Below are 11,812 nucleotides of genomic sequence, written 5' to 3'. Positions count from 1 at the left end.
CCAATGCCCGCACAACGCAGACAAGAGATGGTCATGGGCGCCTACGTGTCGTACGGCACCGGGCACCATGCCGCCTCCTGGCGCCATCCGTCGAGCGACACCACGGCCACACGCAATCTCGACCACTACGTCGAGGTGGCCCGGTACGCCGAGGAGCGGCTCTTCGACACGCTGTTCCTCTCCGACGCCCCGGCCGTGTTCAACGACGACCAGGCCGGCTTCGGCGGACGGGTGACGTTCTTCGAACCGCTCACCCTGCTCAGCGCCCTGGCCATGGTCACCGAGCACATCGGCCTGGTGGCGACGTCCTCGACGACGTACAAGGAGCCCTACAACCTGGCCCGCGAGTACGCCAGTCTCGACATCATCTCGCGGGGGCGCGCCGCCTGGAATTTGGTGACCACGTCGAAACTGGCGGCGGCCCGGAACCTGGGGCTCCCTGCCCACCCCGCGCATGCGGAACGGTACGAGCGCGCCAACGAGTTCATCGACATCGTGTGCCGGCTCTGGGACACCTGGGAGGACGACGCCTTCCCCGCGGACAAGGCGGAAGGGCAGTTCTACGACCCGGCGAAACGGCACAGGCTGCGGCATCGCGGCCGCGTGTTCTCGCTGGACGCGGAACTCAACGTCTCACGGCCGCCGCAGGGGTATCCGCTGATCGTGCAGGCGGGATCCTCCGAGGCGGGCCGTGAACTCGCGGCCCGCACCGCCGAGATGGTGTTCACAGCCCAGCCGGACATGGAGTCCGCCGTGGCGTTCGCTCAGGACCTGGACCGGCGGGCGTCCCGTCATCCCCGGCTCAATCCGGACATCATCATCCTTCCCGGGCTGACCGTGTACGCGGGCCGCACCGAGAAAGAGGCCCGCGAGAAGGTCGAGGAACTCCAGGCGCTCATCCGGCCGGAATTCGGACTGAGCATGCTCTCCGATCTCGTCGGCGGATATGATCTGTCCGGCTGCGACATCGAAGGGCCGCTGCCGCAACTGCCGCCGAGCAATGCGAACACGAGCCGGCGCGCGCTCATCGAGAAACTCGCCTACGAGGACGGACTGAACATCCGTCAGCTCTACGAGCGGATGACCACCTCGCGTGGCCATATGACGCTCATCGGCACCTACGACTTCGTGACCGATGAGATCGTCCGGTGGTTCGAGAACGGTGCCGCCGACGGTTTCAACATCATGCCCCCGCTGCTGCCGGAAAGCCTCCGGGACTTCTCCGAGAACATCCTGCCCCGGCTCCAGCACAAGGGCGTCTTCAAACAGAAATACCGCCCCGGAACCCTGCGGGAGAAGCTGGGGCTGCGCCGCCCCGAGAACCAGTACGTGACCGAAACAGTGACGACCGACGAAAGAGGACAGCACCATGACCATGCGCGATGACCTGATTCTTGAGGACACCACGCTGCGTGACGGCGAGCAGACTCCCGGCGTGGCCCTGTCGGCGGAGAAGAAGGTCAAGATCTTCAACGCCCTGGTGGACGCCGGTGTGCGCTGGATCGAACCGGGCATCCCCACCATGGGGGGCGAGGAGGTCAGGGCGCTGAAGCAGATGCTGGAGCGCCGTGACGAGGTCACCCTCATCGGCTGGAACCGAGGTGTCCGCAGTGACATCCAGCGGAGCATCGACCTGGGCTTCAAGGCGGTGCACATCGGTCTGCCCACCTCCGACAACCACCTGAAGAACTCCGTGCGCAGGGACCGCACCTGGCTGCTGTCCACCGCGCAGGACATGGTGAAGACGGCCAAGGACCAGGGCTGCTTCGTCAGCATCAGCGCCGAGGACATCGGACGGACCGAGCCCGGCTTCCTCCAGGAGTACGCCGTCGCCGTCGCCGAGGCGGGGGCCGACCGTCTGCGCCTGTCCGACACCATCGGCATCCTGTCGCCCAGCCAGTACGCCGAGCGGGTCCGTGCCATCGCCTCCGTCTCCGACATCGACCTGCAGGCCCACTGCCACAACGACTTCGGGCTGGCGGTGGCGAACACGCTGGCCGCCATCGAGGCCGGCGTGCGCTACTTCCACGTGACCGTCAACGGCATCGGCGAGCGGGCCGGCATGGCCGACCTCGCCCAGGTCGTGATGAGCCTGCGCCAGTGGCACGGCGTCGACCTCGGCATCGACGTCTCCCAGCTCACCGCGCTGTCCCGGCTGGTCGCCCAGGCCTGCGGCTTCCCGACCTCGCCGTGGCAGCCGGTCGTGGGTCCCAACGTCTTCGCCCACGAGTCGGGCATCCACACCACCGGCATGCTCAGGGACACCTCCACCTTCGAGCCCTTTCCCCCGGACCTGGTCGGCGGTGAGCGCAAGCTGCTCGTCGGCAAGCACTCCGGACGCGGTGTGATCGCCCACGCCCTCGGCGAGGACGGTGCCGACCTGGACTCCGACGCGCTGGACGAGCTGCTGCAGCAGGTGCGGGCGGAGGCCATCGCCACCGGCGGGACGGTCCCCGCGCACCGGCTGCGCGAGATGGCCGGCAAGGTCCGCGCCGCACAGGGCTGAGGGTGCGGGCGTGACACAGAAGCTCGTCAGCGGCACACCGCTGGCCGAACAGATCATCGCCGGCCACCTGGCCGGCGGTGGCGGCCCGGTGGCCCCAGGTCAGCTGGTCACCGTCCGTCCCGACCGGGTCTACGTGCAGGACGGCAACGCGCCCACCATCGCCAGGCTCTACGAGCGGCACGGCTTCACGACGGTCTTCGATCCGGAGCGGGTGAGCTTCGTCTTCGACCACTCCGTTCTCGTGGCCGATGTCGACATGGCGGACCGGATGAAGGACGCCGACCGGTTCGCGGCTCGTCTCGGCGTGGACGTGCGGGCCCGCGGCGCGGGTATCAGCCACGTCCTGGCCGCCGAGGCCGGCTGGTTCACCCCGGGTGCCCTGGTGCTGGGATCGGACTCGCACACCTGCACCGGCGGCGCCTTCGGGGCCCTCGGGCTCGGCATGGGCGCCTCGGACATCGTCGCGGCGATGGTCACGGGCACCACCTGGCTGAAAGTCCCCGAGACCGTCGAGGTCAGGTTCACCGGAACACCGAGCCGGGCCGCACGGCCCCGCGACGTGCTCCTCAGCCTGCTGCGCGACAGGGGACAGGAACCTTTCCTGTACCGGTCGGTGGAGTTCACCGGCGACTGGGTGCGGGCACTGTCCCGCGACGCGTCCGCCAGCCTGGCCAGCCTCGGTGTCGAACTCGGTGCGAAGTGCGTCTTCGTCCCGGACGAGGAGGGCACCATCCCCACCGGCACGGCACCGGGGCTGACCCTGGTCGACTACGACATCGACGGACTGCAGCCGACGGTGGCCCTGCCGCATCTGCCGGCCCGGACCGTGCCGCTCGACGAGGCGGCGGGCACCCCGATCTCGTACGTCTTCCTGGGCAGCTGCACCAACAGCAGGCTGGAGGACATCGCCGAGGCGGCGCAGGTCGTACAGGGCAACCGGGTCCCGGACGGCGTCCAGTTCGTCGTGACCCCGGGTTCGGCCGGGGTCTACCGGGAGGCCATGCGCGCCGGCTACATCGACACCCTGCTGACCGCGGGAGCGGTGGTCACCCCCGCCGGCTGCGGCACCTGCGTCGGTACGCAGGGCCCGCTGCCCGCCCGGGGCGAGAACGTGCTGTCGACCATGAACCGCAACTTCCGCGGGCGGATGGGCAACCCCGAGGCCAACATCTACCTGTCCTCGCCCGTCGTGGCCGCCGCGACCGCGCTGACCGGGGCGATACCCCGCGTGGAGGATCTGCCGTGACGTACACGACGACGTACCGGGTGCGCCGCGTGCCGGGTATGGTCTCGACCGACGACATCATCCCGGCCCGGTACAAGCACATGCACACCGATCCCGCCCTCCTCGCGCCGCACCTGTTCGAGGCGTATCTCCCGGGATTCGTCGACACGCTGGAGCCCGGGGACGCGATCGTCGGCGACTCCGTCTTCGGCATCGGCAGTTCACGGGAACAGGCCGTCTCCACCCTGCTGGCGAACGGCATCGGCCTGGTGATCGCCCCGCGCTTCGGGCGGATCCTCTTCCGCAACTGCTGGAACCTGGCCCTGCCGGCGATCGAGGCCGACACCGAGCGGCTGACCGAAGGGGCGCGGATCTCCGTCGACCTGGAACACGGAGAGATCCGCGGCGAGGGCACGACCCTCGCCACGTTCCCCGCGCCGCCGCCCTTCCTCCTGGAGATGATCGGCCAGGGGGGACTGCTTCCCCGTGTGCAGAACGACGTCATCGGAGCGTGAACCACTTGTCCACTCCACAAGCCAAGTTCGACGGCCTGGCCGGCGACTACGACCGCGCCAGGCCCCGGTACCCGGCTGAACTGTTCCAGCACGCCGTCGCGTCCCTGCCGGCCGACCGCCGCCTCACGGTGGTCGACGCCGGCGCCGGCACCGGCATCGCCCTGGAGGGGCTGCTGCCCCAGCTGCCCGCCGGCACCGAGGTGCACGCGGTGGACATCTCGACCGACATGATCCGCATCGGTCGCGAGAAGTTCCCCCAGGTCATCTGGCACCAGGGCACCGCCGAGGATCATCTCGGCACCTGGCCCGCCGGCTCGGTCGACCTCGTGGTCGCCGCCCAGTCCTACCAGTGGATGAACCGGGAGGCCTACGTCCGCGAGGCGGCCAGGTGTCTGAACCCGGCCGGGGTGTGCCTGGTCGTCCAGAACAACCGCGACCACGCGGCCGGCGGTTTCGCCTCCGCCTACGAGGACCTGCTGGAGGAGCTCTCCCCGGGCTACAGCCGCACCTACCGCAGTTTCGACATCGCCGGTGAGCTGAGCGCCGCCTTCGCCCAGGTGGAGCGACGGGACTGCCGCTGGCACCAGACGCTGACCGTGGAGGAGTTCGTCACCATGAGTTCCTCCTCCACCCAGGCCCAGCGGGCCGTCGGCGCCGTCGGATCGGTCTTCTTCGACCGGGTGCGCGAGCTGTGCGCCCGGTACGAGGACGACGGGCGGATCCGTCTCCCCTACGTCAGCGAGGCGTTCTACGCCGTGCGGCCGCGGTGAGCACCGTCCGGATCCGGCAGGCGCGCGAGCAGGACGCGGCGGCCGTGGCGGACCTGGTCCAGGAGGTCTACCGGCCTTTCGCGACGGGGTTCAGCCCAACCGCTCTGCGGTGGTCCGCCGCGACCGTCCGCGCCTGCGCGTCGTCCTGGCTGCTGGCACATCGGGAGGAGGAGCTGGTCGGTGTGGTGCACCACGAGCCGGATCCGGAAGGCCACACCCTGGACGCGCTGTCCGTCCGCGTCCCCTGGCGCCGGCACGGCGTGGGAAGTCAACTGGTCGCTGCGGTTGAGGAGTTGGCGGCTACCCGGATTCGGGGGACCTGCCGCATGGTCGTCGCGCTGCGCGATACTCTCAGCGCCAACATCGAGTTCTTCACGTCCCTGGGATACCGGCAGACACAGCCGTTCCCGCCGGCCCACCACCTGTACGTCAAAGAGATCGGTGCACGTCAGTGACTGTTGTCTGTCTGGGGTATCGAGCAGGTTTCGTCGAGGCGGCCCGGCGCCGCGGCCTGGATCTGCACTTCGTGGTCGACAAGGTCAAGCCCGGGCTGGATGACCAGTCCTGGACGCGGGTCACCGACCTCTCCGACGCCGAGGAGGTCCTCCGCGCGGTGACGGAGCACCCGGGCACCGGCGTCAGAGCAGTCGTCACCGGCCACGAACACCCGATGTTCGCGGCCAGCGTGCTGCGTTCGGTGTTCGGCCTGCCCGGTGACACCGATCCGGCACGGGCCGTGCGGTTCCGGGACAAGCGCGTACAGAAGCGTGCCGTGTCCGGGCGCATACCCGTCGCCGACTGCGTCTACGTCAAGCCGACCGACCCCGACTACGAGGCCCTGGCCCGTCGGCTGGGGGACACCTTCGTGGTCAAACCGGCCGACGGCTTCGGTTCCCAGGCCACCGAACCCGTCGGGAGTCAGGCCGAACTCGACGACTATCTGCGCCGTCACCCCTTCGTCTCCGAGGTCCAGACCGTGGCCGAGTCCTTCGTGGAAGGCCGCGAGATCCATGTGGACGGTGTGTGGTGGGAAGGCCGCCCCCTGTGGGCGGCGGTCTCCAGCTATCTCGACCCGCTGATGGGCTGGACCCGGGGCAAGGCCGTGGCCGACGCGCCGCTCGGCCCCGCCGAGAAGCAACTCGCCGACCGGGCCACCCGGTTCGCCTCCGACGTGCTGCGCGCGCTGGACGCACCCGACACCGTCTTCCACCTCGAGGCGTTCGTACGGCCCGACGGAGAACTGGTCCTCGGCGAGGTGGGAGCACGGCCGGCCGGAGCGCTCACCCCCGAGATCCTGCGCATGACCCACGGCGTCGACCTGTACGGCGCCACGATCGACGTGGCGCTCGGCCGCAAACCCGACGTGCCGGAGACACCGGCCGACCCCACCGAGCTGTACGGCTGGATCTACCTCGTCCGCAGCCCCGACCCCGCGCTCACCGAGGACTCCTTCCGCGAGCGTTTCGATCTGGTCGAACTGGACTATCCGGCCCCCGAGAACGACCGGGTGGGCATCTACGGCCGCTGCGGACACGCCATCGCCAAGGCGGCTACGCACAAGGAACTGATGGACACACTGCGCGCGATAGCCGCGTTCAACCGGAGTGCCTGACGTGTCAGAATCCAGCACCCGCGTCCTCGTGCTCGGGCGCGACAAGGAGTGGGCCCGCCGGGCCATGGGCCTGTTCTCGGACACCCACGAGTTCGTCCGTCTTCCCGCCCGGGCGGAACAGTCCGGCCGGCAGCCGGGCCCGGAGCTGCTGCGTGCCGCCGACGAGCTGATGGCGCGCCGTCCCTTCGCCGCGGTCGTGGCGACCAGCGAGAGCACCATGCTCGCGGCCGGATACCTGCGCAGCCAGTACGGCCTGCCCGGACTCGGCTACGAGCAGAGCCTGCTGGCGACGAACAAGTGGCGGATGCGCAACCGGCTCTCCTCCGCCGTGCCCTCGCCCCGGGCCTGGCTGTCCGGCCGGTTCCTGGCCGGCGGCCCCGACGTCCCTGAGGGCACCCACGAGGTGGTGGTGAAACCGATCGCCTCGTCGGCGTCGCGCGACGTGCGACGGATGCCGGCCGGGCAGGCCCGCACCTGGCTCACGGAGCACGAGGGGCTGTGGCTGGTCGAGGAGGCCGTGGACGTGCGGCGCGAGTTCCACTGCGACGGCGTCTTCCACGACGGCACGGTCTCCTGGATGGTGATCTCCGAGTACGACCGGCCCGCGCTGCAGACCGCCGGTACCTGGGGCACGTCCTTCCTGCCGGGCGACGACCCGCTGCGCCCACGGCTGACCGAGCTGGCCCACCGGGTGATCGAGGAACTCGACGCCGGTCACGGCGTCTTCCACGTGGAGTTCCTCTACGACGGCACACGCCTGACCTTCGGGGAGGTCGGCCTGCGTCCGGCCGGCGCCGGCTGGGGCGAGCTGCTGCGGGTGACGACCGGCGCGGACATCTGGGGCGCCTTCGTCGCCGCACAGCTCGGCCTGGAGGTCCTCCGCTTCGCGCCGCAGCGACCGCCGGCCGAGCGCAGCGGCATGCTCTGGGCCCGCCCCAACCCGGACGGCAGCCTGCCGCTGCCCGCCGCCGACGCCGGCCGGCTGCCCGGCGTGGTGATGATCGGCGAGGGCAACACGGCCCGGGGCGCCGGCCCGACCAACTCCTGCGACTTCGAATACCGCCTGTACTACGAGGGACTGTCCGCCGAGGACACCGCCCGGCTGCGTGCCGCCGTCACGGCACCGGGCGCCGCCGATGCGGTGACCGCGAGGAGCGGCACGGCCGGATGACACAGGACACTCTCACCCGGTCGGCCCGCAGCGGACGGTGGCTGCTCACCTACTTCGGCACCAGCAGCGTCGCCGAGACCGCCCAGGCGGTCACCATCATGTGGGCCTCCTACCGGCTCAGTCACAACGCGATGGTCACCGGCGCGATGAACGCCGCGGCCTATCTGCCGGGCGTCGTCCTCGGACTGCTCATCCGCAAGCGGGCCGACAACGGGGACCCGGCGCACCGGCTGTCCCTCACGAACTGGGTGCTGTTCGCCGGGTCGTTGCTGCTCACCGTGGTGTGGACGGCCGGCTCGCCGCCGGCGTTCGCGCTGGCCGCCTTCGCCGTCGTGCAGTGCAGCCTCAGCTTCGTCAAGACGATGAACAAGGCGCACGCGGGCCGCTTCATCCGCCACGGATACACGGCCTCGGAAGCCATCCGGCTGCGGCAGCGTTCGACATCGCTGGCGCAGGTGGGCGGAGCGGTCGGCGGCGGGGCCGCCGGCGTCCTGCTCGGGATCGGCGCGGTGGGCTGGTGTTTCGCCACCGCGGCCCTGCTGTACCTGGCGGGACTCATCGCCGTCCGTCTCGCCACCCCCTCGGCGCGGCGCGAGGCACAGGACACCGCCGCGCCGTCCGAGACACCTCGCACCTCCGCACGGCCGGAGAAGGAGGACACCCCGGCCGCCACACCCTCGGCGGCCGGGAACAGCGGACGGCAGGCGAAGCCCGCGGCGCCCCAGCGGGACGCCTCGCGCGGCTCCCGGGTGCTGCGCACCATCCTGCTGTACTCGTTCCCCAGCAGTGGCGCCCTGCCGTTCATCTCCACCGTCGCCGTTCCCCTGGCACAGTCGGTGGCCCCCGGGTCCGGTGACTTCTACGCGGTGCTCAGCGTGGCCGGCATGGGCGGCGGGTTCCTCGCCGGGACGGCGCTGACCAGCAAGCGGCTGTCGTCGCACCTCGTCCTGCAGGCCGCCTTCCCGGCCGCCGCGGTGCTGGCCGCCACGATCGCGCTCTTCCGCTGGCCGGCGGCCGTCGTCCTGCTGTACCTCGTGCTCAGCGCCGTGCTGACCACCCATGTGATGGTGATGCAGGTACTGACCAACCAGGCTCCCCCCGAGGACCAGGTGGGCCGCTTCACGGTGGTGCGCAATGCCGTGGCGGGGACGGCCAAGTGCGTGGCCGCCCTGGTGGCCGGCTGGCTCGTGGAGGCTCTCGGCCTCACCGGTGCCTGGATCGCGCTCGCCGTCCTGCTCGGGGCCGCCGGAGTCAGGTGGTGGAGCGTGGGACGGACGAGGGAGATGGAGGAACTGGTCGGTGCGCACTGAAACAGCGTTCCTCGCGTACGTGCGGCGCAGGCGCCGGGAGTTGCTACGGCCCGGCACACCGGCCGAGGCCGCGGAGGAAGCTCTGGCCCTGCTGGGTCTCGACGACGCCGCGCTGACCCGGTGGGCCGAGAGCGACTCGGTCCTGGTGTCGCTGCCGCACGCGAGCCCCAACGTCTTCGACCCGCGCACACGGGTGGGCTGGTACGCGGGCGTCGTCCAGCGGCGGGAGACGAACCCCGCCCACCACGTCCGCGTCGTCCTCACCCACATCAACTTCTCCGACCTCGGCTGGCGCCCCTACGCCTGGTGGTATCTGGGCGAGGACGGGACGGTGCGCTGTCACCGCCAGTTCTCCCGGAACAAGAAGCGCAAACATGTGACCGTCGGCAGTCAGCCGCCGATGGAACACGAGCCCGAACACGCGGCCCCGGCCGATCGCGACGCGGCCCGCGTCGCCCGGTGGGGAGCGGACCTGGGCGTCTCCTACATGCTGGTCGGCGCGGTGATCGAACGGGCGGCCGGCATGGTCTCGTCGCCGACGGTGACCTACCTTCCGCTCGATCTGCTCGTGTCCTTCGTGCAGGAGCACGCGGCGCAGCCCGCGTCCACGGCCGACGCAGGGGACCGGCACCTTCGGGCCTGGTGCCGCCTGCTCACCGAGCAGGCACAGGGGCGGCGCACCGGCCCCGACGGCATCCTCGTGGAGTGCCCGGCACACCGGGCGACCGTCTTCGACAACTACAGCAACCTGGCGATGCTTCCCCTGCTGGGCGACTGCCGGGTTCTGGGCGGCGCCAAGATGGCCGGCTACTGGCCGCATGTGCAGGAGCGTCTCGACGCCCTCCGGCCGGCCGCCGCCGAGGACATGGGCGACCCGCGGGTCGTGGTGGTCCCCGAGGTCGATCTGCTGCGGGCCGCCGGGCCGTCACCGGCGGTCGCGGCCCAATTGGAGCGCCTGGGCGTCCCGTACAGCCAGGGCCTCGCGGTCGCCGAGCACGGGGACTTCGCGGCCCGGATCGACCCCTTCCCCCACGACGGGGCGGCAGCCGGATGACCAGGCCCCGGCGCCTCCCCCATGCCATCACGAAGACGATCCCGCGACGATGATCTCGAAGGAGAAGACGGTGAGTGACATCGGTGACGACGGCAACCGGGTCCTGCTGCTCGGTGCCAAACCGGAGGACTCCCTGACGGCCCTGCGCGACCTGGGGGCACGGGTGACCTGTGTCGCGACCCCCCGGCACGCCGCGGCGCTGCGCAAGCACGGCCTGGTCGACCGCGTCCTGGTGGTCGAGGACCCCATGGACGCCGAGCAGGTGCTGCTGGGACTCGCCCGGCACGGGATCGGCCTCGACGAGTTCGATGTGATCACCAGCGCCCTGGAACACGGCCTGGTGACGGCCGCGGTGATCGGCACGTCCTGCGGGGCGCGCTGCCTGCCGGTGCCGGTCGCGGTGCTGCTGCGCGACAAGCATGCCCAGAAGACGGCGCTGCGTCGCGCGGGTGTGCCCCTCGCCCGGTCCGCGGTCTTCGTCCAGCCGGAGGAGCTGACCGACGCCGTGGCCGAGGTCGGCGGCCTGCCGGTGGTGGTCAAGCCGCCGTCCGGGGCGGGCGCCCAGGACACCAGGGCCCTGCGCACCGACGACGACGTCGCCGTCTGGCAGAAGGAGCACGGTGCGGGCCCCTGGGTCTGCGAGGAGTTCGTGTCCGGTGACGAACTGCACCTCGACGGCGCGGTCCGGGACGGGAAGGTCGTGGACGTCTGCGTGTCCCGGTACTTCCAGAACCAGATCACCGCCCTGGACGGTGCGCTCAACGGGTCGGTCGCCCTGCAGCCCGCACAGGACGAGGCCCGCTACACGCGAGCCCGGCACCTGGTGCAGACGACGGCCGACACACTCGGGTTCACCGACGGGGTGTTCCACCTGGAGGCCTTCGAACAGGCCGATGGATCGCTCGTCTTCGGGGAATGCGCCGGCCGTATCGCGGGTGGGCGCATCGATCGGACGGTTCTGCTGACCCGTGGCATCGACCTGCACCGGCACTGGGCGGCCTCGGTGCTGGGCGCGCCCGCGCCGGCCCGCGCGGAGGCGTCCGACGACGACCTGTTCGGGTGGGTCACCCTGAACACCCCGCCGGGACGTGTGCTCTCCATGCCGACGCTCGACGAGATCCGGGCCAGGAAGGGCGTGGTCGACGCGGAACTGAAGCTGAAGGTGGGCTCGGTGATGACCCGGCTGCAGACCACCACCACCCGCGCCGGCCGCGCTGTGGTCCGGGGAACGAGCGCCGCGGACGTGGAGTCGGTCGCGGCGGACGTCGCCGCCTGGTTCCAGCAGGCCGCCCGGTCCGACACCGGCAGCTGACGCGGCCCGACGCCGCCGGCTTGCGCCGCCCGACGCGCCGCGCAGGCTCGGCACGCGCTTGCCGGACGGCCGCGTTGTCGATCCTGCGCGGCACCCGCGTCCGGCAGGTAGAAGCCCCACCGGCGGCCGCTTTCACGGGCTCTCCTCGGCTCATGCGGGAGCACCCGGCCCCGACCGCGACCACCACACCGCCCCGCCGCGCGCAGCGCGCGGCGGGGCGGTGCTGCTCGACGCAACCGTGCCCGGCAGGAACGGTGGTTCCGCTCGTGGTGCTCCGGTGCCGCAACCCCGAGTATTTGACCGACCGTTCCAGAAAATGTCATCCTCGCAGCCATGG

11 protein-coding genes are annotated in these 11,812 nt (G+C 71.0%); all 11 read left to right on the top strand.

Features of this window, described 5'->3' with window-relative positions; translation table 11 throughout:
• Nucleotides 1-3: 3 nt before the first annotated feature.
• A complete protein-coding gene (locus OG899_RS05285) occupies nt 4-1,386 on the top strand; it encodes an LLM class flavin-dependent oxidoreductase (RefSeq protein WP_229813956.1) in 1,383 nt (460 codons plus the stop codon).
• Entirely contained in the window at nt 1,370-2,506 is a 1,137-nt protein-coding gene (locus OG899_RS05280) for a hypothetical protein (RefSeq protein ID WP_168130851.1), read from the top strand. The genes OG899_RS05285 and OG899_RS05280 overlap by 17 nt, the downstream gene beginning before the upstream one ends.
• A gap of 10 nt (nt 2,507-2,516) precedes the next feature.
• Nucleotides 2,517-3,752 carry an aconitase/3-isopropylmalate dehydratase large subunit family protein gene (locus tag OG899_RS05275; protein ID WP_125499535.1) on the top strand — a complete coding sequence of 412 codons (1,236 nt, stop codon included), beginning with the start codon at nt 2,517-2,519 and terminating at the stop codon, nt 3,750-3,752.
• Nucleotides 3,749-4,246 carry a hypothetical protein gene (locus tag OG899_RS05270; protein ID WP_229813958.1) on the top strand — a complete coding sequence of 166 codons (498 nt, stop codon included), beginning with the start codon at nt 3,749-3,751 and terminating at the stop codon, nt 4,244-4,246. Before OG899_RS05275 ends, OG899_RS05270 begins: the two co-directional genes overlap by 4 nt.
• A gap of 5 nt (nt 4,247-4,251) precedes the next feature.
• On the top strand, nt 4,252-5,016 hold the full coding sequence (locus OG899_RS05265; RefSeq protein ID WP_125499534.1) for a class I SAM-dependent methyltransferase: 765 nt from the start codon (nt 4,252-4,254) through the stop codon (nt 5,014-5,016).
• Nucleotides 5,013-5,471: a GNAT family N-acetyltransferase gene (locus OG899_RS05260; protein ID WP_168130852.1), complete on the top strand. Its 459-nt coding sequence runs from the start codon at nt 5,013-5,015 to the stop codon at nt 5,469-5,471. Before OG899_RS05265 ends, OG899_RS05260 begins: the two co-directional genes overlap by 4 nt.
• The gene (locus tag OG899_RS05255; RefSeq protein ID WP_168130853.1) at nt 5,468-6,628 is read left to right on the top strand and encodes an acetyl-CoA carboxylase biotin carboxylase subunit family protein; all 1,161 of its coding nucleotides are present in this window, start codon (nt 5,468-5,470) and stop codon (nt 6,626-6,628) included. The genes OG899_RS05260 and OG899_RS05255 overlap by 4 nt, the downstream gene beginning before the upstream one ends.
• Before the next feature lies 1 nt (nt 6,629).
• Entirely contained in the window at nt 6,630-7,799 is a 1,170-nt protein-coding gene (locus OG899_RS05250; RefSeq protein ID WP_168130854.1) for an acetyl-CoA carboxylase biotin carboxylase subunit family protein, read from the top strand.
• Nucleotides 7,796-9,109 carry an MFS transporter gene (locus tag OG899_RS05245; RefSeq protein ID WP_168130855.1) on the top strand — a complete coding sequence of 438 codons (1,314 nt, stop codon included), beginning with the start codon at nt 7,796-7,798 and terminating at the stop codon, nt 9,107-9,109. Before OG899_RS05250 ends, OG899_RS05245 begins: the two co-directional genes overlap by 4 nt.
• The gene (locus tag OG899_RS05240; protein WP_125499527.1) at nt 9,099-10,163 is read left to right on the top strand and encodes a hypothetical protein; all 1,065 of its coding nucleotides are present in this window, start codon (nt 9,099-9,101) and stop codon (nt 10,161-10,163) included. The genes OG899_RS05245 and OG899_RS05240 overlap by 11 nt, the downstream gene beginning before the upstream one ends.
• 70 nt (nt 10,164-10,233) lie before the next feature.
• Nucleotides 10,234-11,475, top strand: a complete 1,242-nt coding sequence (locus OG899_RS05235; protein ID WP_125499526.1) for an ATP-grasp domain-containing protein — start codon at nt 10,234-10,236, stop codon at nt 11,473-11,475.
• Nucleotides 11,476-11,812: the final 337 nt, after the last annotated feature.

The organism is Streptomyces thermoviolaceus (assembly GCF_045209695.1).
In the GTDB taxonomy this organism is placed as follows: Bacteria; Actinomycetota; Actinomycetes; order Streptomycetales; family Streptomycetaceae; genus Streptomyces; species Streptomyces thermoviolaceus.
Note: the sequence above shows the minus strand (reverse complement) of the source record. Positions and strands in the feature narration are given on the sequence as shown.